Origin of the sequence: Kitasatospora sp. NPDC056327 (genome assembly GCF_042261735.1) — a bacterium.
GTDB lineage: Bacteria > Actinomycetota > Actinomycetes > Streptomycetales > Streptomycetaceae > Kitasatospora.
In genome coordinates, this window is the sequence record NZ_JBHJRC010000113.1 from 1 (window position 1) to 24,220 (window position 24,220).

Genomic DNA, 24,220 nt, shown 5'->3' on the forward strand with positions numbered 1-24,220 from the left:
GTGCCCGGGTCGTGGAGGCCCGGGCACCGGCGGCGCCCCGCCCCGGGGCCGCGGTCCACGGAGGGCGGGACCGGCGGGACCGCGCGGGGGAGGACGGTGGTGTGCGCACGGTGGGGCGCGCGGGGTGCGGCGGGGGCGCGCGGCGCCGTCACGGACTCCGGTGTCCACGGGGGTGCGCTCCGGCGTGGCGAGGGTCGTACGGGTATCGCCGCAGGCCCTCTGAACAGGGCACATGCCCCTGTCAAACGGAACGGGGAACCGTCATGAGCCGGGCGGACGTGGAGGTATGGGGACCGGCGCGGCCGGGGTACCACCCTGGGGTGGCGCTGGTTCGACTGACGGGGGCGCCGCCCGGTGCGAACGGCGCCGGGGGAGGTCGAGTAACAGGGGGCGTGAGTGATCGTCTGGATCAATGGCACGTTCGGGGCGGGCAAGACGAGTGCCTGTCGCGAGTTGGTGGAGCTGCTGCCAGGCAGCATGCTGTTCGACCCCGAGCTGGTGGGCTTCGGGCTGCGCGCGATGCTGCCGGCCGACCGGATGGCGGCGGTGTCGGACTTCCAGGACCTGCCGGCCTGGCGGAGGCTGGTGCCCGAGACGGCGGCGGCGCTGCTCGGTGAGGTCCCCGGGCCGCTGGTGGTCCCGATGACCCTGCTGAGGGAGGACTACCGGGACGAGATCTTCGGGTCGCTGGCCTCCAGCGGCATCGCCGTGCACCACCTCGTCCTGGACCCTGAAGAAACGATCCTGCGTGAGCGCATTGTCCAACGGGAGGAGATCCCAGAGGACCCGGAGCGCAGCGAACGGATCCGCCAGTGGTGCCTGGAGCATCTGCCGCGCTACCGCGCCGCGCGCCGCTGGCTGCGCCGGGACGCCCGGCTCGTCGACACCGCCGGCCTCACCCCGCGCGAGACCGCCGTCCGGCTCGCCCAGCTGGTGCGCGACGGCTCGGCCCGCTGTCCGATCGTGCAGAGCCCCGACCCGACCGGGGACACCGTGGCCTCCGCCGTCCTGTTCTTCGACGAGCAGGACCGGGTGCTGCTCGTCGACCCGGTCTACAAGCCGGACTGGGAGTTCCCCGGAGGCGTCGTCGAACGCGGCGAGGCACCGACCGACGCCGCGCTGCGGGAGACCGCCGAGGAGCTCGGCCTGCGGCTCGACCCGGCCGTGCTGCGGCTGCTCGCGGTCGACTGGGAGCCGCGCACCGGACCGCGCCGGGGCGGGCTGCGCCTGGTCTACGACGGCGGGCTGCTGGACGCCGCCGCCCGGCAGGGGCTGATGCTCCAGCAGGAGGAGCTGCGCGGCTGGCGGTTCGTCAGCCTGGACGAGGCCGCCGGCCTGCTGCCCCCGGGCCGCCACCGGCGGCTGGCGGCGGCGCTGGAGGCGCGCCGCTGCGGGGAGCTGCGGTACCTGGAGGCCGGGAGCCGGGTGGCGGAGGGGCTGGCGTCCACCGCCGAGGCGGCCTGAGCACGCTCCGGGCGCGTCCCGGGGAGGCGGCGGTTCCCGTGAGGGCTCCCGCGGGAACCGGCGCGCGGTCCCGTCGGTGTCGAGGGGCTCCCCGCGGCGGTCCGTGCCGCGGTCTCCCCGTGGCAGGGGCGGCCGGGGCCGGGCGGCGGCAGGATGGGGGCATGCCGTTCACACCGAGTCACCCGGCCGCCGTGCTGCCCCTGCTGCGCCTGGCCGGGGAGCGCGGGCCCCTGGTCGGGTCGGCGCTGGTCGCCGGCTCACTGGCGCCCGACGTGCCGTTCTTCGCCGAGTCGCTGCTGCCCGGGGTGTACCGGTACGGCGGGCCGACCCACCGCTGGTGGGCGGTGCCGACGGTGGACGTGCTGCTCGCGGGCGCACTGGTGGCGGGCTGGCACGGGCTGGTGCGCGGACCGCTGGTCGCGCTGCTCCCGGACCGCTGGGCGGGCGCGGCCGAGGCGCTGACGGTCCGCCGGGCCGGGCACGGGCGCCCGTCGGGCGCGGACCTCGGGTGGTTCGCCTTCTCGGCGGCGCTCGGCGCGGCGAGCCACGTGGGCTGGGACGGCTTCACCCACCGGGGGCGGTTCGGGTCCCGTCTGGTGCCGGCCCTGGAGCGGCCGGTGGCCGGCGGTCCGCCGCTCCACGAGGTGCTGCAGTACGGCACCTCGGTGCCCGGCCTGGCGGCGGTGGCGGGGTACGCGGTGCGCGCGGCCCGGGCGGTGGAGCCGGTCCGTCCGGCGGTCGAGCTGTCGGACCGGGCCCGGCGCGCGGGTGCGGCGGTGCTGGGCGCGGCCACGGTGGCCGGGGTGGTGCACCGGCTCGTGCCGCTGCGGCGCGGCCCGCTCGCGGAGCTGTGCTTCGGTGCGGGGGCCGGTCTCGTGACCGGAGCGGCCGGGTGGGCGCTGTCCCGGAGGGCGGTGGCGCTGCGCGGTGCTCCGGCCGGGGCCGGCGGACGGACCGGTGCGGGCGGCGCGGCCGTTCCACGGGCGGCGCGGGGGTAGCGGCCGGCGGCGCGTGGGTGGGCGCGGGTGGTTCGGGGCTCGGACCGGGGGCGTGCCGGTACCGCTCCGCGCGGGCGCACGGCAGCGCGGTCCGGGCACGGACGACCGGGCCGCGCCGTCACGGTGGACGGCGCGGCCAGGTGCGGCCGGTGAGGCCGGTGCCTCCGGGGCCGCAGGAGCGGGGAGGGGCACACGGGCCGGGAGGGCCCGCGGGGTCGGACGGCGAGGGGTCGGGGTCAGCCGGGGCCGGTCGGGGTCAGCCGGTGCGCAGCTCGGCGTAGCGGCGCAGGAAGAGCGCCTCGGTGAGGGCCATCCGCTCCAGCTCCAGCGGGTCGACGCTCTCGTTGACGGCGTGGATCTGGGTGGTCGGCTCCTCGACGCCGATCAGGATGATCTCGGCCTCCGGGTAGAGGGTGCGCAGCGTGCTGCAGAGCGGGATCGAGCCGCCCTCGCCGGAGGCCACCATCGGGGTGCCGAAGGCCTCGGCCATCGCCGCGCCCATCGCCTCGTACGCCGGACCGGAGATGTCGGCGCTGAACGCGGAGCCGTTGCCCTGGCGCTCGACGGTGACCCGTGCGCCGAACGGCACCCGGGCCTCGATGTGGGCGACCAGCAGCTCCTGGGCGGCCGCGGTGTCCATGCCCGGCGGCACCCGCAGGCTGACCGAGGCCTTGGCGGAGGCCTGGACGGAGGAGGTGGCGCCGATCACCGGCGGGGCGTCGATGCCGAGGACGGTGACCGAGGGACGGGCCCAGAGCCGGTCGGCGACGGTGCCGGTGCCGGTGAGCGCGACGCCGTCGAGCACCTTGGCGTCGGCGCGGAACTGCTCGTCGGGGTACTGCACGCCGGCCCAGCTCTGGTCCGCGGTCAGACCGGCCACCGCGACGTCGCCGTGCTCGTCGTGCAGCGAGGCGAGCACCTTGACCAGGGCCTGCAACGCGTCCGGGGCGGCGCCGCCGAACGCGCCGGAGTGCAGGTTGCCCGCCAGGGTGCGGACCGAGACGTCGACCACGGTCATGCCGCGCAGCGAGGCGGTGACGGTGGGCAGGCCGGGGGCGAAGTTGCCGGTGTCCCCGATCACGATGGCGTCGGCGGCGAGCAGTTCGGGGTGGGCCTCGGCGTAGCGCTCCAGGCCGCCGGTGCCCTGCTCCTCCGAACCCTCGACGACGATCTTCAGGCCGACCGGGTAGCCGCCGTCCGCCTGCCGCAGCGCCCGAAGGGCCGTCAGGTGCATGAGGATGTTGCCCTTGCAGTCGGCGGCGCCGCGCCCGTACCAGCGGCCGTCGCGCTCGGTGAGCTCGAACGCGGGGCTGAGCCAGGCGTCCTCGTCGAGCGGGGGCTGGACGTCGTAGTGCGAGTAGAGCAGCACGGTCGGGGCGCCGGCCGGGCCGGGGAGCTCCCCGTAGACGGACCGGGTGCCGTCGGGGGTGTCCAGCAGCCGGATGTTCGTCAGGCCCTCGGCGGCGAAGGCGTCGGCGACCCACCGGGCGGCCTTCTCGCACTCCTCGGCCGGGAACTGGCGCGGGTCGGCGACCGAGGGGAAGGCGACCAGTTCGGCGAGGTCGGTGCGGGCGCGGTCCATGAGGGACCGGACGGCGTCGGCCAGGGGCTGCTTCGGCATCGGGTGCTCCGGAGTACGGCCGGCCCGTCCGGGGGGTGGTCCGGGCGAACGGCGTTGACGGGGGGTAACGCCGATCATAGGCGGCCCCGGCCGGCGGTCCCCGGGCGAGCGGGCCGCCGGCGCCCCGTCCGGTCCGGCCGGTCCGCCCCCCGTCGGGGCGGCACGGCCCGGTCGCCGCGCGTCCGGGGCGGGTGCGGCCGACGGCGGCGGGACCGGCCGCATAGGATTGTTGCCCGTGACTGACTCCGGAAGCCCCGATTCTCGTAGCCCGCTCGACGCCGAGGCCGACGGGCCGGACCGGCCGGACCCGCTGGACGGCGTCTGGGACGTCGTCGTGGTCGGCGCCGGACCCGCCGGTTCCTCCGCCGCGCACGCCGCCGCCGCGCAGGGCCGGCGCGTGCTGCTGCTCGACAAGGCCGAGCACCCCCGGTACAAGACCTGCGGAGGGGGCATCATCGGCCCCTCCCGGGACAGCCTGCCGCCGGACTTCCGGCTGCCGCTCCAGGACCGGGTGCACGCCGTCACCTTCGCCTACCGCGGGCGGTTCACCCGGACCCGGCGTTCGCCGCGGATGCTGTTCGGGCTGGTCAACCGGGACGAGTTCGACCTGCGGCTGGTCCAGGCGGCCAAGCAGGCCGGTGCGGTGCTGGTCACCGGAGTGACCGTCACCGGGGTGGAGCAGCGCGGCGGCGAGCACCGGACGGCGCTGGTCACCGCGGCCGACGGGCGCACCTTCGAGGCGCGCGCGGTGGTCGGCGCGGACGGCAGCGCGAGCCGGATCGGCCGGCACGTCGGCGTCTCGTTCGACCAGATCGACCTCGGTCTGGAGGCGGAGATCCCCGTCCCGGCGGACGTCGCGGCCGACTGGGCGGGCCGGATCCACCTCGACTGGGGTCCGCTGCCCGGCAGTTACGGCTGGGTGTTCCCGAAGACCGACTCCGGCAGCCTCACCGTCGGGGTGATCTCGGCGCGCGGCGACGGCGAGCGCACCAAGCAGTACCTGGCCGACTACATCCGGCGGCTGGGGCTCTCCGGCTTCCCGGCGAGCGTCGAGTCCGGGCACCTGACCCGTTGCCGGGCCGAGGACTCGCCGCTGTCGCGCGGCCGGGTCCTGGTGGCCGGCGACGCGGCCGGGCTGCTGGAGCCGTGGACCCGCGAGGGCATCTCGTACGCGCTGCGCTCGGGCCGGCTGGCCGGGGAGTGGGCGGTCAAGGTGGCCGAGGCGGGCACCGCCACGGACGTGCGGCGCGAGGCGCTGAACTACGCCTTCGCGATCAAGGCGGGCCTGGGGGTGGAGATGCGGGCCGGCAAGCAGATGCTGAACGCCTTCGAGCGGAGGCCGTACCTGTTCCACGCGGCGGTGTGCCTGGTCGACCCGGCGTGGCGGGCGTTCGCCCGGACCACCCAGGGGCACACCACCTTCGCCCAGGTGCTCCGTCAGTACCGTTCGGCCCGCCGTCTGGCGGCGCTCGCCTCGCGCTGAGCCGCCGCGCGGTCCCCGGACGGCACGAAGCCGGGTGGAAGTGGTCACCACCACTTCCACCCGGCGTGCGCGGGGTGCGGAGGTTACCTGAGGCCGCCGTCGACCGCGTTGATCAGGGTGCCGCCCGGGGTGTCACCGGTCATGTCCCAGATCATCGCGCCCAGCAGGCCCTTCGACTTGAGCCAGGCGGTCTTCTTGTTGATCGACCAGGCGTCGTCGAAGGTCCACCACTGTCCGCCCGCTCCGGTGTAGCCGTAGGTCGCCACGGACTGTTCGTCGTGGTAGACGGAGAGGTTGGGGAAGGTGGTGAGCAGGTTGTTGTACCCGCGGGTGCCGGCCTCCTCGGCGAACTGGCCGGGCGCGGCGCCGGTCGCGCTCTGCCACTCGCCCTTGACGCCGCCGTCCGCGACGCCCTGCCAGCCGCGGCCGTAGAAGGCCAGGCCGATGGTGAGCTTGCGCGGGTTGACCCCGGCGTCCAGGTAGGGCTTGACGGCCCCCTCGACGCTGAAGTGCGTGGTGTAGGGGTCCTGGGCGTCCACGTAGAGGTTGCCCTGGTGGCCGGCGCGGTTGGGCTCCCACGAGTTGTCGCTGCCGGCGCCGTGGAAGTCGTAGCCCTGGATGTTGGCGATGTCCAGGTAGTTGAAGATCTTCGAGAGGTCCCAGCCCTGGTTGATCTTGACCGGGTCGGCCGGGGTGAAGGCGGTCAGCAGCTTGTGCGAGCCGCCGAGCGCGTCGAGCTGCTTGCGGAACTCGGCCAGCAGCGCGGTCAGGTTGTCCTTGTCGTTGGCGCTGTAGTGGTTGCCGGCGTGGCCGTCGGGCGAGCCGGGCCACTCCCAGTCGATGTCGATGCCGTCGAAGATGCCGGCCGCGACGCCGTCGCCGCCCGCGCCGTTGTAGGCGGGGAGGTTGCCCTTGATCCAGATGTCGAGGCAGGACTTGACGAACTTCTGCCGGGACGCGTCGGTGGCCGCCGCGTCGGAGAAGTACTTGGAGTAGGTCCAGCCGCCGAGCGAGGCGACCACCTTCAGGTGCGGGTACTTGGCCTTGAGCTTCTTCAGCTGGTTGAAGTTGCCGCGCAGCTTGCCCCAGCCGTCGTCGGCGACGCCGTCGACCGACTGGGCGGCGCTCATCGGGCGCGCGTAGTCGGCGTCGGCGTCACCCGAGCCGGTGCCCTGGTCGGGGTCCTGCGGGTTGGACGTGGTGCCCTTGGTGACGCCCGCCATGCAGGTGAGGTTGACCGGGTCGATGTTCTCGAACGCGTAGTTGATGACGTCGAGCTTGGCGGCGCTGCCCGAGGTGTCGAGGTTCTTCACGAAGTACTGGCGGCCGTAGATGCCCCACTGGGTGAAGTAGCCGACCCGGGCGTACTTGCCGGTGCCGACCAGGTCGGAGGTGGTGACCTTCAGCGCGGCGGACGCGGGCGAGGCGTTGTCGGCGCCGTCGCGGGCCTTGACGGTGAAGGTGTACGAGGTCGACGGGGAGAGGCTGCCGACGGCCGCGGTCAGCGTGGAGCCGGTGACCGTGCGGACCAGCGTGCCGTCCTGGTAGACGTCGTACGCGGCGACCTTCAGGTTGTCGGTGGCGGCGTTCCAGGCGAGCGTCACGTCGCTCGAACCCACCGCGGTGGTCCGCAGGTTGGTGGGTGCGGTGGGCGGCGTCGGGTCGGTGGACGGGTCGAAGGTGGAGGCGGTGACCGGCGCGCTCGCGGGACCGAGGTTGCCGCGGGTGTCCTTGGCCCGGACGGTCAGCGTGTAGCTGGTCGCCGGGGTCAGCCCGGAGACCACCGTGTCGGTGGTGGTGCTGGTGCCGACCACGGCGGTGCCGTTCAGCACCTCGTAGGAGGCGACCGGGAAGTCGCCGCCGGTCGCGGCCGGCCAGCGCAGCGCCAGGGTGTGCGCGGTCGAGTCGGTCACCGTCGGGGTGCCCGGGGCGGACGGCAGGACGTCCGAACTGCCGTCGCACTTGTCGCCGTTGATCCGGCAGCCGGTCGGCGCGGCGATCGGGCCGTTGGCGACGAACCAGAAGCTGTACGGCTCGGTGGTCCGGCCCGCGGGGACGTTGGCGTTGTAGAACGCGGCGACGGCGGTCACGTGGCGGCCGTTGACGGTCGCGGTGCCGTTGTAGCTGTTCTGGATGGTCACGCCGGCCGGGAGGTCGAACTCCAGGGTCCAGCCGTTGACGGCGGTGGTGTTGTCGTTGCGGACGATGTAGGTGCCCTTCCACCAGGAACCGCTGTTCTCGCTGGTGAAGGCGGCGGTGAGCTTCCCGGCCGCGTTGGCGGGCGTGGCCGTCGCGGTGATCGCGGCCAGCGGGAGGAGGAGGACGGAGAGCAGCGCGACGAGCCTGTGGCGGCCTCGGCGCGCGCGGGATCGAACGGACATGGTTCTCCCTGCGACTGTGGGGGTTGGACAGGGTGACGCAGAACCGTACGTGGGGTGGTGCGGGGTGTGACATGCCCGCGCCGTGGGGAGACGGGGGCATGGGCACTGTAGGAGGTACAGACCAATGCGTCAACAGGTCTGTACCATTGGTGAGTTGACAAGATCGTGCGGGCCGGGGCGCGCCCGGTCCCGGGCGGCGCGCCCCGGCCCGGTGGCCGTCCCTCCGCTACTCCGGCACCACCGCCAGGGCCTCGATCTCCATCAGCACCTCCGGCAGGAACAGCGCCGAGACCTGCACCGCCGAACTCGCGGGCAGCGGCAGGCTCCCGATCGCCTCGTTCCTCGCCTCGCGGACGGCGGGCAGGTGGCCGATGTCGGTGACGAAGTACGTCAGCTTCACGACGTGCGAGAAGTCCGCCCCGGCCGCCGCCAGGCAGCGCCGCAGGTTCTCGAACACCTGCCGCGCCTGCGCCTTCGGATCCCCCTCCCCGACCAGCCGCCGCTCCTCGTCGAACGCCACCTGCCCCGACACCGCCACCAGCCGCCCCGCCGCCGAGACGACCTGGGTGTACCCCGTCCCCGGCGCGACCCCGGGCGGCTCCGCGATATGGGTGAGGTGAGGGGTGTTCCGCTGCGATTCCATGGTCATGCGCCCATCGTGACGGCCGGCGCCCCGCCGTTCCAGGGGTTTACGGAGGGTGCTGTGGTCCCGCGCCTTCGGTGACGGGAACGGTCGGCAGGGAAGGAGAGCACTTCGTGAGTACCGCGCCTCGACTCCCCGGTGACCACAGCTCGGTGAGCGACCCCGAGCGGGCACCGAAGTACGCGGTCCAGCACGTCGCGGGCGACCGCGCCGAGATCATCGAGGGAGCCATCACTCCGATGTCCCCGTCCTGGGCGCACGAGAGCGCCGCCGACATCGTCCGTCGGCAGCTGACCCCCCGGCTGGAGGAGCTCGGGCCGGTCTCCGGCTCCGGCAACCTCGACCTTCCCGGTTCGGAGAACTGGTACGTCCCCGATCCGGTGGTCGTGCCGGCCGACCTGGCGGCCAAGACCGAGGGAGCGCTCCTCCCGGACCGGACCCTGCTGGTGATGGCGGTCGGCTCGCCCTCGAACGCGGAACCGACCGTACGGTCAAGCGCCGCCGCTACGGCCGGTACGGCGCACCGCTCTACCTGTTGGTCGACCGCCGGAACCGGACCTGCACGCCGTTCGGTGAGCCCACGCGGCTCGGCTACGCGGTCGAGGAGGGCCCGCACCCGTTCGGAACGGCGGTGTCACCGCCGGAACCGTTCGGCCTCGGCCTCGACCCTCGCGGCTCCGACCCCGGGGCGGGGCCGGCGCGGTCGGTGCGCGGGGGCGGAGGGGGCCGAGGGGGCTGGTCCGGGGGTGGGTGGGCGTGTCAGAGTCGTGCGGGCGCCGCGGCTCACCGGCGGTGGCGTCCGTTCCGACCCACCCTCAGCCGGAAAGCAGGCCCGCACCGATGACCAGCGAAGCGCCCCTCGTCCGCGTCACCACCGAGGACGCCGTCACCACCCTGACGCTCGACTCGCCGCACAACCGCAACGCGCTCTCCGCCCGGCTGATGGCCGAGCTGACCGCCGGGCTCGCCGGGGCGGCGGCCGACCCCCTGGTGCGGGTGGTGGTGCTGACGCACGCGGGCCGGGTGTTCTGCGCCGGGGCGGACCTTTCGGAGGCGACCGGCGCCGACCCGGCCGTCGCGCCGCGCGGGCTGGTCGCACTGCAGCGGGCGATCGTGGACTGCGCCAAGCCGGTGATCGCCGTGATCGACGGGCACGTGCGGGCCGGTGGGCTCGGGCTGGTCGGCGCCGCCGACCTGGCCGTCGCCGGTCCGGCCGCCACCTTCGCCTTCACCGAGGTCCGGCTCGGCCTCGCGCCGGCCGTCATCTCGCTGCCGCTGCGCCCCAAGCTCGACCCCCGCGCGGCCTCCCGCTACTACCTGACCGGGGAGGTCTTCGACGCCGCCGAGGCCGCCCGGATCGGTCTGGTCACGCAGGCCGCCGACTCGCCGGAGGCCGCCGCGGTCGTGCTCAAGGGCCTGCTGGACGCCCTGCGGCTGGGTTCGCCGCAGGGCCTCGAACAGTCCAAGCGGCTCGCCAACGCCGAGGTGGTGCGCTCCTTCGAGCGGGACGCCGAAGGGCTGGTCGAGCTGTCGGCGCGGCTGTTCGGGTCGGAGGAGGCACAGGAGGGCATGCGGTCGTTCCTGGAGAAGCGCCCGGCGCGCTGGGTGCGCTGAGGCCCCCGCCCGCCGGGCGCGCCCGGGGCGTCAGCGGATGGTCGCGGCCTCCCGCCACAGCTCCAGCAGGGAGTCGTCCCCGGTGGTGGTCACCTGCCCGGCGCCGGTCGGCAGGCGGTTCCAGAGCAGCAGGTAGAGGTCGTGGGCCGGGCCGGTGATCGTCAGGTCGGCCGGCTTCTCGGCGGGTTCGACGGCGAGCGGCTCCCGGCTGATGGTCAGCAGCCAGCGGCCGGGGCCGTCGCTCGCGCGGACCTGCACGGTGCGGGGCCGCTCGCTGCGGACCCCGGAGCGGCCCCGGGTGAGGAAGCCGCTCAGCAGCTCGTCGACCCCGTCCTGGGCGAACTCCGGGTCGGTGCGCGGTCCCTCGGTGCCCGCCGCGGAGTCGGCGTCGACGCGGTGCACGGCGGTCTCGTGCGCCTGGCGGCGGGTCCAGAAGGCGAGCGGGCTCCGTGCCGGCAGGAAGGTCCAGCAGTCCAGGTCGGCCGGAGCGGCGGTGAGCGTGTCGAGCAGCGCCGCGTGGCCGGCGCGGAACCAGTCGACCAGCTCGGCGTCGCCGGGCTGCGGCTCCCCGACGGCGCGCTCGCCCTCGGCGTCCAGCGGGGCCGGGAGCCGGTCCCCGACGATGGCCGTCACCCAGCGGTGCACCCGGCCGGTGTGCAGCACGAGGTCGCGCAGCCGCCACTCCGGGCAGGTCGGGACGGGGGCGGCGGGGTCGGTGCGGGCGGCGGCGTCGGCGAGCAGGGCGCCCTCGCGGCGCAGGGCGTCGAGGTGTGCGGTGATCTCCATGACGGGGAGTCTGGCAGCACCGGTGGGAGCGGGGGCACGGCACCCCGGAACGGTCGGCGGGAGGACGGGCGGGAGGACGGGCGGAGGGGTCGGCGGGACGGCTGCCGGGCCGGTGCCGGGCGGCCCGCGGTGCTCCGGGTGCGGACGGTGCCGGGCAGCCGTGTGACCTTGGCCGCCTCGCCGCCGGGCCGACCGTACGGACCGGTAACGTGAGCGCATGTCGATCACGCGTTCCCTGTTCAGCACCGCCCGGGCGGGCGGTCGGCGCGCCGCGGGCCGGCTCGTCCACCGGGGCTGGCACTGGGTGCAGCGGGCCGGCGCGGTGTCCAGCGACAACCCCGGGCCGTACCGGTTCCGCGAGCTGGGCGCGGGGACGAAGCTGACCTTCCCGCTCGGCGCGGTGTTCAACGAGCAGTGGATCACCATCGGTCCGTTCTCGATCATCGGCGAGCGGGTGACCATCAGCGCGGGTTTCCTGCCCGGCCTGGACCTCGGGCCCGAGCCGATCGTGCGGATCGGCGGCGGCTGCGTGATCGGCCGCGACAGCCACATCGTCGGCCACCAGTCGATCGTGCTCGGCGACGACGTGTGGACCGGCCCCGGCGTCTACATATCCGACCAGGCGCACGAGTACCGCGCCACCGACCTGCCGATCGGCAAGCAGTGGCCGCGCAACGAGCCGGTGGAGATCGGCTCGGGCAGCTGGATCGGCACCGGGGCGGTGATCCTGCCCGGGGCCCGGCTGGGCCGCAACGTGGTCGTCGCGGCCGGTTCGGTGGTGCGCGGCGAGGTGCCGGACCACACGGTCGTCGCGGGCGCCCCGGCGAAGGCGGTGCGCCGGTGGACGGCGGAGGACGGCTGGCAGCCGCCGTTCCGCAGCGAGCCGCCGCGGCCGCTGACGGACGACGTGACCGTCGCGCAGCTGCGGGCGCTGGCCGGCTGGGACCTGCGGCTGCCGGGAGAGACGGGCGGACCGGGCGCCTGAGCGGTCCGCCCGCTCCGTGGACCGGGCGGACCGCTCAGGCGTGGTGCGGGTCGGACCGCGCCGGGACGGTCGTCGGACCCGCCGTCGCCCCGACGCTCAGGCGCGGACGGTGAGGACGGCGGTGACGCCGTCGGGGTGCAGCTCGTGGACGCCCGGGGCGGTGAGCAGGGCCGCGTCGTAGCGGTCGAGCGGAGTGCCGTCCAGGGCCGCGCCGCCGGACAGGCAGACCAGCAGGACGGTGGCCCCGGCCGGTACCACGACCGGGCGGGGCAGCTCGGCGAGGACGAGGTCGGCGGTGGCGAGGCCGCGCCGGGTCATCACGTTGAAGTCGACGAGGGGGCCACCGAGCAGCCGGCAGTCGGTGGCCGCGTCGCCGGAGAAGGCGAACGGGCGCAGCGGCACGTCGACGACGTGCTCGGTGCCGTCGACGGTGAGCGCCATGCCCGGGCCCTCGACCAGGGTGATCACCCGGTCGACGCCGGGGAACGCGGAGAACGGCCCGGCGGCGGCGACGTCGGCGAGGCTGACCCGCCACCGGAAGTCGTCCAGTCCGGCGCCCGCGGGCCGGCCGGCGATCTCGCGCGTCACCCCGCCGCCGTTCCGCCAGGCCGTGGCCGGCCGGTCGGCGGCGCGGAGGAACCGGACCGGTGCCGTGCTGTTCGTCATGGCGCGATCCTCGCACGGCGGGTGGGGCGGTGGGAGGGGGCGGGGGAGGGGAGCCTCCCGGCCGGGACCGGGCCGGTGCCGGCCCCGCGCGGTGCGGGGCCGGTGGGGCGGGGAGCCGGCCCGCCCTCACCGTCCGGCGGCCGGGCGGGGCGCCCGGGATCACCCGGCGGCCCGGCCCGGTCGGGGAGGTCGTCGGCACGGCGCCCGGCGGCGGTGCTGAGCGCGAGGGCGACGAGCTCGGCGGCGGTGAGGGCCGCCAGGTCCGGCGTGCGCGCCGGTGCGGATGGTCGCATGCACCGGACGGTAGGCGCCGGTCCTTGTCCGTCGCTTGACCGCGGCTTGCCGGAGGGTCCGCGTCCGGTGAACGCCACCGCCCGGCCGCGGGCCCCGGAACAGGCGGCCCCGGAACGGGCGGGCCTCAGCGCCGGCGGGCGGCCAGGGGGAGGAGGGCGGCGACGGCCGCGGCGGCGGCCACCGTGGTCAGGGCGAGCGGCAGGCCGGTGGCGTCGGCCAGGAAGCCGATCACCGGCGGTCCGATCAGCATCCCGCCGTACCCGAGCGTCGAGGCGAACGCGACGGCCTGCGGGCCGCCGAGGGCGCCGGCCCGGGCGATGGCGAGCGGGAAGATGTTGGCGAGCCCGAGCCCGACCAGGACGAACCCGGCCAGGGCGAGCGGCAGCAGCGGTGCCAGCGCCGCCAGGAGCATCCCGGCCGCCGCGGTGAGCCCGCCGAGGACCATCACCCGGTGCGGGCCGAGGCGGACGGACAGCCAGGTGCCGCCGATCCGCCCGGTGGTCATGGCGAGCGCGTAGGCCGCGTAGCCGACGGCGGCCACCCGCGCGCTCGCGTGGACGTCGTCGGTGAGGTGCAGGGTGGTCCAGTCGGCGACGGCGCCCTCGCCGTACGCGGTGCAGAGCGCGGTGAGGCCGAGCAGGACGACGAGCACCCGCCCGGGGGAGGCGGTGGGGGACGCGCTGGGGGACGGGGCGGCGGGGGTGGAGGCGGGCGGACGCGCCGCCGGACCGCGGAGCAGCGCGACGCCTGCCAGCGCGGTGACCACGAGCCCGGCGAGCCCGGCCAGGGCGAGCCACTGCGCGGCGGTGAGCGGACCGGCCAGCAGGCCGCCGACGCCCGCGCCGAGCAGGCCACCGAGGCTGTACCCGGCGTGGAAGCTCGGCATGACCGGGCGGCCGACCTCGTCCACGATCTCGACGGCGGCGCTGTTCATGGCGACGTTGGCCCCGCCGTAGCCGGCGCCGAAGAGGAACAGGACGCCGCCGAGCGCCGCCACCGAGTGGGTGTGCGCGGGCAGCGGTACGGACAGCGCGAGCAGGGCCAGCGAGGCGACGGTGACCGGCCGGGAGCCGTACCGCAGGCAGAGCCGGCCGACCACCGGCATGGTGGCGACGGCGCCGGCCGAGACGCAGAGCAGCGCCAGTCCGAGCGCGCTGTGCGAGGCGCTGACCTGGCTGCGGATGTCGGGGATGCGGACGACCCAGGCGGCGAACAGGAGGCCGTCGACCGCGAAGAAGGCGGTGAGGGCGAGCCGCGCGGTGCCCCAGGAGGCCAGGACTCCGCCCCGGAGGGCAGAGGTGGTGGCGGGGAGGGTGGGGAATTGTGCGGAGGTGCTGCCAGACTGGGAGGATCGCCGGTCGTCGGGAGTGTGGGGACGGATTTTGTTTCGGAGCGGCACAAAGTAACAATAGGGGCGTGCAGCTCTCACCTTCAAGTTCGAAGCCCGGAACCGGGGCCGACCCCGACGCGCAGCGCGACGCCCATCGCCGCGCGGCCCCCGACCGAGGCCGGACGCTGCTCGGCCCCGCGCTCCAGCTGATCCACACCGGACGGGCCCCGACCCGCTCGGCGCTCACCCGGGCGCTCGACGTCACCCGGGCCACCGCCGGGGCCGTCACGGCCGAACTGGAGGCGCTCGGCCTCATCACGGTCGACTCCCGCCCGGCCGGCGGCGGCCGGGGCCGCCCCTCGCACCGGCTCGCCATCGACCCCGCCGGCCCGGTGGTGGTCGCCGGGCAGATCCACGCCGACGGCCTGAGCGTCACCCTCGCCGGCCTCGGCGGTCTGCTCGACCCGCCGGTCCACCTGCCGCTGCCCGCCGCCACCGACCCGGTACGGATGCTGCGCGCGGTCGCCCAGGCGGGCGCCGAACTGGCCCGCGCCACCGAACGGCGCTGTCTCGGCGCGGCGCTCGCGCTGCCCAACCCGGTCACCGAGCCGGACGGCACGGCGCTCGCCGCGCTGCACTTCGCCTGGCCCAGCGGCACGCCGGTCGCGGACCTCTACGACGTCGAGGTGGGCCGCGCCGACCACGGTCCGCGGGCGCTGCACCCGCTGCCGACCGCGATCGCCAACGACGCCAATCTGGCCGCCCTCGCCGAGTACCTGCACGGCGCCGGCCGCGGCGCGCGGCACCTGCTGCTGGTCACCTCCGGCCACCGCGGGGTCGGCGGCGCGCTGGTCATCGACGGCCGGCTGCACACCGGCAGCGCCGGACTCGCCCTGGAGGTCGGCCACCTGACCGTCGACCCGCAGGGCCGCCCCTGTCAGTGCGGCAACCGGGGCTGCCTCAACTCGGAGACCGACCCGGACGCGCTGTTCGCCGCCGCCGGGCTGACGCCGGAGCCGGGCCGGCCGCTGCTCGACCAGGCGCGCGAGCTCTGCCGCGCCGCCGCGGGCGACGAGCGCGCCCGGGGCGCGGTGGAACACGTCATCGACCGGCTCGGCCTCGGTCTGGCGGGGGTCGCCAACATCCTCAACCCGGACCGGGTGGTGCTCAGCGGACTGCACCTGGACCTGCTGGAGGCCGCGCCGGAGCGGCTGCGCGCCGTCGTCGCCGAGCGCAGCCTGTGGGGGCGCAGCGGCCGGGTGCCGATCGTCGGTGCCGAGCTGGCGTACAGCGCGCTGGCCGGGGCGGCCGAGCTGGGCTGGCTGCCGTACCTGGCGGACCCGCAGTCGGTGCCCGCGGGATGAGCGGCGTCCCCGGGGCGGCAGGTGTCCCCGGGGCGCCGGATCTCCCCGTGGGGGGCTCCCGGGGCGGGAGGTGCGGGCCGGCGTCGATAAGCGGAGCCTGGAGTCTCGCCTAAAGTCACTTATCGTGACGCCCGTACACTCGTAGTGAGCAATCGGAGGGGGGCTTCCAAGGACTCGCACGAGGAGAGTGGCATGCGGACCGAACCGAGCGTCGAACCCACCGTCGACGTGGACCGTTCCGACCCGGAGTACCGGCGCTGGCTCAAGGAGGCGGTCCGCAAGGTCCAGGCGGACGCCAACCGCTCCGCCGACACCCACCTGCTGCGCTTCCCGCTCCCCGCCGAGTGGGGCATCGACCTCTACCTCAAGGACGAGTCCACCCACCCGACCGGCTCGCTCAAGCACCGGCTGGCCCGCTCGCTGTTCCTCTACGGGCTGTGCAACGGCTGGATCCGCCCCGGCAAGCCGGTCATCGAGGCGTCCAGCGGCTCCACGGCCGTCTCCGAGGCGTACTTCGCGCAGCTCGTCGGCGTGCCGTTCATCGCGGTGATGGCCAAGTCCACCAGCCAGGCCAAGATCGACCTGATCGAGTTCCACGGCGGCGAGTGCCACCTGGTGGACCGTCCGGACGAGGTGTACGAGGCCTCGGCCCTGCTCGCCGAGGAGACCGGCGGCCACTACATGGACCAGTTCACCTACGCCGAGCGGGCCACCGACTGGCGCGGCAACAACAACATCGCCGAGTCGGTCTTCGCCCAGCTGCGCCTGGAGCCGCACCCCGAGCCGGCCTGGATCGTGGCCACCGCCGGCACCGGCGGCACCTCGGCGACCATCGCCCGCTACGTCCACTACATGCAGTACGACACCCGGATCTGCGTCGCCGACCCGGAGAACTCCTGTTTCTTCGACGGCTGGGTCCGCGACGACCCGGACGCGGTCTGCGCGAGCGGCTCGCGGATCGAGGGGATCGGCCGGCCGCGGATGGAGCCGAGCTTCGTGGCCGGGGCGATCGACCGGATGATGCGGGTCCCGGACGCCGCCTCGATCGCCGCCGTCCGGGTGCTGGAGGGGGTGCTCGGCCGGAAGGCGGGCGGCTCCACCGGGACCGGCCTGTGGAGCGCGCTGCGGATCGTCGCCCAGATGCGGGCCGCGGGGGAGCACGGCAGCGTGGTCACCCTGATCTGCGACCCGGGCGACCGCTACCTCGACAAGTACTACTCGGACGACTGGCTGGCGGGCGAGCGGATCGACATCGCCCCCTACCGGGCCGGCCTTGAGTCCTTCCTGGCCGGTGGGGCCTGGACGGGCTGACCGGCCCGCTGCTCCCGCCGGCCGCGTCGCCCCGGTCGCCCCGGTGCCCCGCCGGCCGCGTCGCCCGGCGGGCCGGCGGTTCCTAGCCCGACCGCGGGGCCGGGAGGTCGGCGGGGACGAGCAGCTGGAGGTCCTCGGTGGACGGGTCGGGGAGGTGGGCGACGCGCACGGCGTGCCGTTCGACCATGGTCTCGAAGACCTGGCGGGCGGTGCGGCCGTTGCCGAAGGTGGGACCGCGCTCGATCGCGGCGAAGTGGTCGAGCAGCGCCCGTTCGGTGGCGTCGGCCAGCGCGTACTCGTGCTCGGCGCACTGGGCGCGGGCGATCTCCAGCAGCTCCCCGGCCGAGTAGTCGGGGAAGGTGATGGTCCGCGAGAAGCGGGACGAGACACCGGGGTTGGCGGTGAGGAAACGCTCCATCTCTGCGGTGTAGCCGGCCACGATGACCACCACCTCGTCCCGGTGGTCCTCCATCAGTTTCACCAGGGTGTCGATCGCCTCCCGGCCGAAGTCGCGGGCGCCGTCCTCCGGGGCGAGCGCGTACGCCTCGTCGATGAACAGCACCCCGCCGCGCGCCCGGTCGAAGGCGGCGGCGGTGCGGATCGCGGTCGAGCCGATGTGCTCGCCGACCAGGTCCACCCGGGCCACCTCGACCAGGTGGCCGCGCTGGAGCACGCCGAGCGAGGCCAGGATCTCGCCGTAGAGCCGGGCGACCGTCGTCTTGCCGGTGCCGGGTGCGCCGGTGAAGACCAGGTGGCGGCGGAGCGAGGGCGCCTTGAGCCCGGCCTGGCGGCGCCGCCGGCCGACCGAGATGAGGTCGATCAGCGTGCGGACCTCCTGCTTGACGGTGGCCAGGCCGACCAGTTCGTCGAGCTCGGCGAGCGCCTCGTCGGCCGGCCGGCAGTCCGGGATCGGGCCGATCACGGCGGGGGCGGGCGCGGCGGACGCCAGGGAGGCGGCACCGGCCGTCAGCTGGGTGCGCGGGGCGGGGAGGTCGGCGGCGGGGGCGGGCCCGGCCGACACGTCGTCCGAGGTGCAGCCCTCGACGACCGGTCCGGGTTCGGAGAACTCGAAGCCGGCCCGCTCGTTCTGCTCGGTCCGGCACCGGGTCAGCACCGTGCGGCAGCCGTCGATGATGTGGAAGCCGAAGCCCTTGCCGTGCGAGACCCGGCAGTCCTCGAAGGTGCCCCGGCCCTGGGCGGAGACGTAGACGCCGGCGTCCGAGCCGGCCCGGATCGTGCAGTCCCGCAGCACCGGGTCGGCGCCCTTGGTGACGATCACCCCGGTCGCCACGTCGGAGATCTCGCAGCCGGTCAGCAAGCCACCGCTGCCGTGGTCGCGGAACCACAGCCCGGTGCCCGCCTCCTGGACCCGGCAGCCGGTCAGGGTGACCGTCGCGCCGCCGCTGACCGACACCGCCGAGCTGCGGATCCGGCTGAACGAGCAGCCCTCGGCGACCGCGGCGGAGTCGCGGTCCAGGACGAACAGCGCGTCCGGCAGGTCGTGCAGCGCGCAGTCGGTGAGCGTGAGCCGGGCGCCGTCGCTGACCCAGAGCGCCGGGTACTCGCCGTTGGAGCCGTGGATCTGGCAGGACTCGGCGCTCGCCTCGGTGCCCTGGTCCCAGACCGAGAGCGCCCCGCGCCCGAAGTCCCGCACGGTGGAGTGGACGAGGCTGAGCCGGGCCCGGCCGCGCAGGTCGGCGGCGTTCTCCGGCAGGTCGTGCACCCGGCATCCGGTCAGCACCAGCTCGGCCTCGCTGTCCAGCGTCAGCCCGTTGCCGGTGACCCGGTGGATGGCGCAGTCGACCAGCCGGCCCCCGGCGTGGGCCTCGGCCTGCACCCCGCTGCCGCGGATCTCGTAGATCTCGCAGCCGGTCAGTTCGGCCGCGCTGCCCGGATCGGACAGCAGCACGCCCGCACCGGTGGCATGGTGCACCCGGCAGCGCTCCAGGGCGGCGGTCGCGCCCCCCAGCACCGCCAGTCCGGCCTGGCCGGCGGCGGCCACCTCGCAGTCCTCGAACGCGGCGGCGGTGCCGGCGCCGCGCAGCCGCAGCCCGAGCCCGTCCGGATTGGCGACCACGCAGCCCCGGAGGGCGGGCCGGGCGCCGTCCGTCACCTCGATCCCGGCCGCCGAGTGGCTCTCCACCCGGCAGCCGGCGAGCGAGGGCGTGGCGTCCTCCCCGGTGATCAGCACGGCCGGGGCGGACCGGTCGCTGCCCTCGATCACCAGGTCGCGCACGGTCGCCGCGGCCGTGACGGTGAGCGCGACCCCGCCGGGCGGGTCGATCCGCACGCTGCCGGGGCCCTCGGCCGTGACGAGCGTGACCGCCTTGTCGACGACGACGTTCTCCCGGAAGGTGCCCGGCCGCACGGTCACCGTGTCGCCCGGCTCCGCGGCCGCCAGGGCCTCCGCGAGCGTGTCGTACTCGCCGGCGCGGCGCCGCCAGCGGGATGCGCTGTCCTGGGTGACCCGGACCCTGTGCTCAGCCATGACGGTCTGTCGTCCCCACCTTCATCGAGCCGGCGATCTGCGGACCGGACGCACGCGGACGCGGCGCCGTCGGCGAGGCGCGCCCGGACGCGGCGCACCGGGGTGCGCGGGTCGTCCGCCCACCGTAGCGCGCCCGCGCGGGTGCTCCCGCCGCCCGGCGGCGGGCGGGACCGGCGGCCGTCGCGGGTTCACCACATGCTTCAACGAGCGCGCACACGTCCGGTTCCGGGACGCGGGTGCGGGCACGCGGGGTGACGGCGGCGGGAGCCCGCGGAGCGGTCAGAGGTTCCGGTCGGCCGGCCAGTGCGCGCCGTCCTCCAGCACCTCGACCCCGTCGCCGAGGCGCAGCGTCCCCAGGACGTCGCCCTCGACGCCCGCGGGCCGCTCGGGGATCAGGTTCTGCCCGAACGCGGCCTTCTTCAGCAGCCGGTGGTGCCGGGCCAGGGTGCGCAGCGGCTCCGGCCCGCGCCGCTCGCCGCTCTCCTGGTCGGTGGTGGTGACCACGCAGCGCCCGCAGGGCTTGACCACCCGGAAGGTCAGCTCGCCGATCCGGATCCGCCGCCAGCCGTCCTCCGCCCAGGGCTCGCTGCCGGAGACCACCACGCTGGGGCGGAACCGCTCCATCGGCAGCTGCTCCGCGACGTCCGGGTGCTCGGCGGCGATCAGCGCGTTGAGCTCGGCCAGCGAGCCGGTGGTGGTGAGCAGCAGGGGGAAGCCGTCGGCCATCGAGACGGTGTCGCCGGGGGCGGAGAAGTCCGGGTCGACGGGGCGGGCGCGCGGGTCGTCCAGGTGCACCAGCCGGTAGTCGCCGAGGTGCTCGGCCAGCCACAGCCGGGCCTCCTTGCCGGCCTCGGCGGCGGAGAAGCGGGTGCCCCAGACCTCGACGTCCGCGATCGGGTCCCCGGCCGCGACGGAGGGGGCGGGCACCTCGGTGCGGGCGCCGCCGGGGGCGGTGAGCACCAGGGCGCCGGCGGGGGTGAGCTCGGCACGGATCCGGCCGAGGGCGGTGTTCTCGCGCTGGCTGACGAACCGGCCGGTGGCATCGGTGAGCATCCAGCGCCGGTCACCGGCCAGGCCCCACGGCTCGACGCGGGCGCTCTCGGGGCTCAGACGGTACATGGACTTGACGGGGTAGACGTGGAGTCCGGTGAGCTGCATCCCCCCATCCTGCCAGCCGGGCCCCGGGCGGCGGCAGGCACGTCGGCGCGGGTGGCCGGGACCCGCCGGTGGCGGGGGCGGCGGCGCCGTTGCCCGGAGGGGCCGGGGAGTGCCCCGGCAGGCCGGGCCGGTGCCCGGACGCGCACGGACCGCCCGGAACGCCGGTCGGGCGGTCCGTGGATGACCCGTTTCTCCGTACGCCCGGCGGATGTGGGTGCGCCGGGTGGTGCTAGGTGGTGCGGGTGGGGGCCGGCGGGGCCGGCCCGGTGCGTCAGTAGCCCTGCGCCTGCGGCTGGTAGCCCTGCTGGAACTGGCCGGGCTCGCCGTACGGGCCGGGCCGCTGCGGCTGCATCGGGCGGACCGGGGCGACCGGGGAGACCGCCGGGCGCAGCTGGGCGCCGCCGAAGGACTGGTCGCCGGAGCCGCCGAAACCGCCGGGCTGACCGCCCTGGCCGGCGAAGCCCTGCGGGCCGCCGAAGGACTGCGGGCCGTGCTGGCCGCCCATCCCCTGCGGACCGCCCGGACCGCCGGCCGGCTGCGCACCGAAGGTCTGCGGGCCGCCGTGGCCGCCGACGAAGGTGTTCTGGCCGCCGAAGCTCTGGCCGCCGGACGGCTGGTACCCACCGGTGGCCGCCTGGGTGAAGCCCGGCGCCGGGGCCTGCGGGCGCTGGCCCGGCAGGTACGGCTGCGGACCGCCGTAACCGGGGACCGGCGGCTGGGGCGCGGCGGCGTAGGCGGGGGCGGGCTGCGCCGGGATGTACGCGGTGGCCGGGCCGGAGGACGGCGCGCTGCTCGGGCCGGGGCCCAGGGCGAGGCGGGCCGGCGGCAGGGCGGGGAGGTTGCCGCCGGGGCTGTCGTACCCGGTGCCGTAGCGGTTGTTCTCGTAGGACGGGCCGGACAGGCCGGATCCGTATCCCGACGACAGGGCCGGCGGCAGGGCGGCCGGCACGTTGATGGGCGCGATCTGCGGGACACCGCGCTCTGCGACGAGGCTGTCGTAGATGGGCGTGCCGGAGGAGAAAGACGGAGAGGGGTAGCCGACTCCGTCGTAGGAGCGGGGCGAGGTCATGGGGCATACGGTAAGCCCACAACGAGCCTGCTGAGGAGACTGGGAGGCGGAGCAGTTCGAGTGTTTACACAAGCTTCGCCCGAACAAAGGTTTCGAAAGTGGGAAGAACGGACATTCCGGCGATGAGTTCCGGCCACGGTCCGGAGTGTCCCGGGGGTCGAACGGCACCCGGACGCGGGGGGCGAAGCCCCGTGCGGTGACAGGCCGGTGGACGGTTCGGGGACCGTCGAAGAAACTTCTGCGGGCGGGGCGTGCGACGGCGCGTTCGAGCCCCCGCCGACGGCACGGCGGGGGCTCGTGAATGTTTCGGGGATAAGGTCCCCGTCAGAACAATCGCGGTGCTGGTCAGCGCGCCGGAGCGGCCTCCGGCGAGGCCTCCCCGGCGGGGCCGGCCTGGGTGGGGAAGCCCGGCCGGCCGGCCACCTCGGAGGTGCAGAACGAGCAACGCACCGCCGCGGCCGGGATGGTGCTCAGGCACTCGGGGCAGTCGGCCTTGGCCACCGGCGCCGGCTTGGCGCCCTCCAGCCGGGTCTGGAGCCGGCCGACCGGCACCACCACGACGAAGTAGATGACCGCGGCGACGAGCACGAAGCCGATCGCCGCGTTGACGAAGACGCCGTACGGGAACCGGGTGCCGGCCACCGTGAAGGTCTTCTGGGTGAAGTCGCCGACCGCGCCCGTCGCCACCCCGATCAGCGGGGTGAGGAACGCCGTCACGAACCCGGTGACCACGGCCGTGAAGGCCGCGCCGATCACGATGCCGACCGCGAGGTCGACGACGTTTCCACGCAGCAGGAAGCTGCGGAATCCCTTGAGCACCGGGAACTCCAAATCCGTACGGGGGAGGGTGGGCCGGAACCGCGGCCCCGGCCGGACATCCTGCCGACCGGGTGGCCCCGTGGTCCAACCGCGTTCACCCGATCCGGCTAACGGGGATCCGGCCCCGCGCCGGGTGCCCGGGCGGCGCGCGGGCGCTCCGCGTACGGGCCGACCGTGCGCGGGTGGACGGGGACGCGAGCGCGGGGGCGGCCGGCCGGCCCGGGCCGCCGGTCGTGCGGAACGCGCGCCCCGCCGGCCCGTCGCCCGGCCCCGTCCGCCCGGGCGCTTGCGGCCACGGTCCGGAGCGGAGTCCTGACCGGTGCTCGGCCCGGCGGTCCGCCGGAGGGTTCCGGCCGGTATTTTTGTCGGAGGGGGCGCACGGTGGCGCCGGCGAACGCCTGTCGGATCGTCAGGGGGCGTACCAAGGCTCGGAATGGGGCGCGTCGGCCCCTGAGGGGGCGTGCGACGGCCGCCGTTCGGTGCCATTTCGGGGTACCAGTGCTGACCTGCGGACCACCACCGGGTTGCGCGAAGGGGTCGTCCCTGGCCGGAGGCTGTGCCAAGGTCGTTCCCATGCCTGAAGCGACACCGGTCAGGACGGCCGGAACCCGCCCCCGCATCCTCCACCTCATCTCGGACCCGCGCCGCAGCGGTCCGCAGAACCTCGCCCGTGACCTCCACCACGAACTGCGCCGCCGGGGCCAGGCCTCCGCCCTGCGCGCCCTCGCCCCGCACCCCGACGCCCACCCGGACGCCCCCGAGACCCGGGCCACCGCCGTGCTCGGCCCCGGCCGGTTCCACCCCCGCACCCTCGCCGCCCTGCGCACCGCCGCGCGCACCGCCGACCTCGTGGTCGCCCACGGATCCGCCACCCTCTCCTCCTGCGCCCTCGCCCTCGCCGGCGCCCGCACCCCGTTCGTCTACGCCTCCGTCGGGGACCCCCGGCGCTGGACGGCCGGCCCGGTCCGCCGGCTGCGCACCGGCGTCATGATGCACCGCGCCGCCGCCGTCACCACGCTCGCCGACGAGGCCCGCGAACTGCTCGTCGAACGCTTCCGGCTGCCCGCCGGAACGGTGCACACCATCCCCAACGCCCGCTCCGCCGACCACTATCCGCCCGCCCGGGGCAAGGCCGAGCGGCGCGCCGCCCGGCAGTCGCTGGGCCTGCCGCCGGACGGCCTGCTGGTCGCCTGGATCGGTCCGATCGCCCAGGAGAAACGCCTCGACCTCGCCCTCGACGCCCTCGACCGGCTCCCCGACGTGCGGCTCGCCGTCGTCGGGGACGGCCCGCAACGAACAGCCCTGGAACGACATCCCGCCGCCGCCCGGACCCACTTCCTGGGCATCCTCGCCGACCCGACCCCGCTCTACCACGCCGCCGACGCCATCCTGCTCAGCAGTGACAGCGAGAGCGTTCCCGGCGTGGTGATCGAGGCGGCGCTGGCCGGCCTGCCGGCCGTCGCCACCGATGTCGGCTGGGTCAGCTCGGTGCTCCGGGACGGCACCACGGGAGCGCTGGTCGCCCCCGGCGACCCGCCCGCCCTCGCCGAGGCGCTGGCCAAGGTGCTGGCGGGCGACCGCACCGGCCTCGGCGCCGCCGCCCGCGCCCACGCCCTCGCCCACTGCGAGTTCGACGTGGTCGCCGACGCCTGGCAGCGGTTGTTCAGCGAGGTCTGCGAACGGGACGGACCGGGCGGTCCGGCCGGACGCGGCTGACGCGTCCCGGTGCGCCGGGCCGGGTGCGCT

Annotated in this window: 19 protein-coding genes and 1 pseudogene; 9 read left to right on the forward strand and 11 right to left on the reverse strand. The window is 75.6% G+C overall.

Annotation, left to right across the window (positions count from 1 at the left end):
• Positions 1–396 precede the first annotated feature (396 nt).
• A complete protein-coding gene (locus ACFCX4_RS18385; RefSeq protein WP_376143596.1) occupies positions 397–1,464 on the forward strand; it encodes an NUDIX domain-containing protein in 1,068 nt (355 codons plus the stop codon).
• 161 nt (positions 1,465–1,625) lie between these two features.
• Positions 1,626–2,462, forward strand: coding sequence for a DUF4184 family protein (locus tag ACFCX4_RS18390; RefSeq protein ID WP_376143598.1), 837 nt, complete (start codon positions 1,626–1,628; stop codon positions 2,460–2,462).
• A gap of 256 nt (positions 2,463–2,718) precedes the next feature.
• Here the strand turns inward: ACFCX4_RS18390 and ACFCX4_RS18395 are convergent, their stop codons facing one another.
• The gene (locus ACFCX4_RS18395; RefSeq protein ID WP_376143600.1) at positions 2,719–4,083 is read right to left on the reverse strand and encodes a dipeptidase; all 1,365 of its coding nucleotides are present in this window, start codon (positions 4,081–4,083) and stop codon (positions 2,719–2,721) included.
• A gap of 235 nt (positions 4,084–4,318) precedes the next feature.
• On the opposite strand from ACFCX4_RS18395, the gene ACFCX4_RS18400 reads away from it, so the two are divergent.
• Positions 4,319–5,566, forward strand: coding sequence for a geranylgeranyl reductase family protein (locus ACFCX4_RS18400; RefSeq protein ID WP_376143602.1), 1,248 nt, complete (start codon positions 4,319–4,321; stop codon positions 5,564–5,566).
• Between the two features lie 83 nt (positions 5,567–5,649).
• Here ACFCX4_RS18400 and ACFCX4_RS18405 read toward each other — a convergent pair whose 3' ends face one another.
• Together ACFCX4_RS18405 and ACFCX4_RS18410 are read right to left on the reverse strand one after the other, a co-directional pair.
• Positions 5,650–7,947, reverse strand: coding sequence for a glycosyl hydrolase family 18 protein (locus ACFCX4_RS18405; protein ID WP_376143604.1), 2,298 nt, complete (start codon positions 7,945–7,947; stop codon positions 5,650–5,652).
• Positions 7,948–8,173: 226 nt separating this feature from the next.
• Positions 8,174–8,590 (reverse strand): RidA family protein, encoded by a 417-nt coding sequence (locus ACFCX4_RS18410; protein WP_376143627.1) that lies wholly within the window; start codon positions 8,588–8,590, stop codon positions 8,174–8,176.
• A 113-nt stretch (positions 8,591–8,703) separates the two neighbouring features.
• On the opposite strand from ACFCX4_RS18410, the pseudogene ACFCX4_RS18415 reads away from it, so the two are divergent.
• Together ACFCX4_RS18415 and ACFCX4_RS18420 are read left to right on the forward strand one after the other, a co-directional pair.
• A pseudogene (locus ACFCX4_RS18415) lies at positions 8,704–9,257 on the forward strand (Uma2 family endonuclease); the annotation flags it as partial.
• 173 nt (positions 9,258–9,430) lie between these two features.
• Positions 9,431–10,204 carry an enoyl-CoA hydratase family protein gene (locus tag ACFCX4_RS18420; protein WP_376143606.1) on the forward strand — a complete coding sequence of 258 codons (774 nt, stop codon included), beginning with the start codon at positions 9,431–9,433 and terminating at the stop codon, positions 10,202–10,204.
• Positions 10,205–10,234: 30 nt separating this feature from the next.
• On the opposite strand, the gene ACFCX4_RS18425 is transcribed toward ACFCX4_RS18420, so the two are convergent.
• On the reverse strand, positions 10,235–10,990 hold the full coding sequence (locus tag ACFCX4_RS18425; RefSeq protein ID WP_376143608.1) for a maleylpyruvate isomerase family mycothiol-dependent enzyme: 756 nt from the start codon (positions 10,988–10,990) through the stop codon (positions 10,235–10,237).
• A gap of 217 nt (positions 10,991–11,207) precedes the next feature.
• On the opposite strand from ACFCX4_RS18425, the gene ACFCX4_RS18430 reads away from it, so the two are divergent.
• Entirely contained in the window at positions 11,208–11,975 is a 768-nt protein-coding gene (locus ACFCX4_RS18430; RefSeq protein ID WP_376143609.1) for an acyltransferase, read from the forward strand.
• A gap of 96 nt (positions 11,976–12,071) precedes the next feature.
• Here ACFCX4_RS18430 and ACFCX4_RS18435 read toward each other — a convergent pair whose 3' ends face one another.
• From ACFCX4_RS18435 to ACFCX4_RS18445, 3 genes are all read right to left on the reverse strand, one after another.
• Positions 12,072–12,641 (reverse strand): HutD family protein, encoded by a 570-nt coding sequence (locus tag ACFCX4_RS18435; RefSeq protein WP_376143611.1) that lies wholly within the window; start codon positions 12,639–12,641, stop codon positions 12,072–12,074.
• Complete coding sequence (locus ACFCX4_RS18440; RefSeq protein ID WP_376143613.1) at positions 12,638–12,934, reverse strand: hypothetical protein; 297 nt, start codon at positions 12,932–12,934, stop codon at positions 12,638–12,640. The genes ACFCX4_RS18435 and ACFCX4_RS18440 overlap by 4 nt, the downstream gene beginning before the upstream one ends.
• 125 nt (positions 12,935–13,059) lie before the next feature.
• Entirely contained in the window at positions 13,060–14,334 is a 1,275-nt protein-coding gene (locus ACFCX4_RS18445; protein ID WP_376143614.1) for an MFS transporter, read from the reverse strand.
• Positions 14,335–14,450: 116 nt separating this feature from the next.
• On the opposite strand from ACFCX4_RS18445, the gene ACFCX4_RS18450 reads away from it, so the two are divergent.
• Positions 14,451–15,629, forward strand: a complete 1,179-nt coding sequence (locus tag ACFCX4_RS18450) for an ROK family protein (protein WP_376143629.1) — start codon at positions 14,451–14,453, stop codon at positions 15,627–15,629.
• 192 nt (positions 15,630–15,821) lie between these two features.
• Positions 15,822–16,940, forward strand: coding sequence for a PLP-dependent cysteine synthase family protein (locus ACFCX4_RS18455; RefSeq protein WP_376143616.1), 1,119 nt, complete (start codon positions 15,822–15,824; stop codon positions 16,938–16,940).
• Positions 16,941–17,022: 82 nt separating this feature from the next.
• On the opposite strand, the gene ACFCX4_RS18460 is transcribed toward ACFCX4_RS18455, so the two are convergent.
• The 4 genes from ACFCX4_RS18460 to mscL all read right to left on the reverse strand — a co-directional run bounded on the left by ACFCX4_RS18460 (position 17,023) and on the right by mscL (position 22,474).
• Positions 17,023–19,428, reverse strand: a complete 2,406-nt coding sequence (locus ACFCX4_RS18460) for a right-handed parallel beta-helix repeat-containing protein (RefSeq protein ID WP_376143618.1) — start codon at positions 19,426–19,428, stop codon at positions 17,023–17,025.
• 279 nt (positions 19,429–19,707) lie between these two features.
• Positions 19,708–20,586, reverse strand: a complete 879-nt coding sequence (locus ACFCX4_RS18465) for an MOSC domain-containing protein (RefSeq protein ID WP_376143620.1) — start codon at positions 20,584–20,586, stop codon at positions 19,708–19,710.
• A gap of 271 nt (positions 20,587–20,857) precedes the next feature.
• Entirely contained in the window at positions 20,858–21,655 is a 798-nt protein-coding gene (locus tag ACFCX4_RS18470; RefSeq protein WP_376143622.1) for a DUF6643 family protein, read from the reverse strand.
• A 345-nt stretch (positions 21,656–22,000) separates the two neighbouring features.
• A complete protein-coding gene (gene mscL / locus ACFCX4_RS18475) occupies positions 22,001–22,474 on the reverse strand; it encodes a large conductance mechanosensitive channel protein MscL (RefSeq protein WP_376143624.1) in 474 nt (157 codons plus the stop codon).
• Between the two features lie 573 nt (positions 22,475–23,047).
• Between mscL and ACFCX4_RS18480 the strand changes: the two genes are divergently transcribed.
• A complete protein-coding gene (locus tag ACFCX4_RS18480) occupies positions 23,048–24,190 on the forward strand; it encodes a glycosyltransferase family 4 protein (RefSeq protein ID WP_376143625.1) in 1,143 nt (380 codons plus the stop codon).
• Positions 24,191–24,220: the final 30 nt, after the last annotated feature.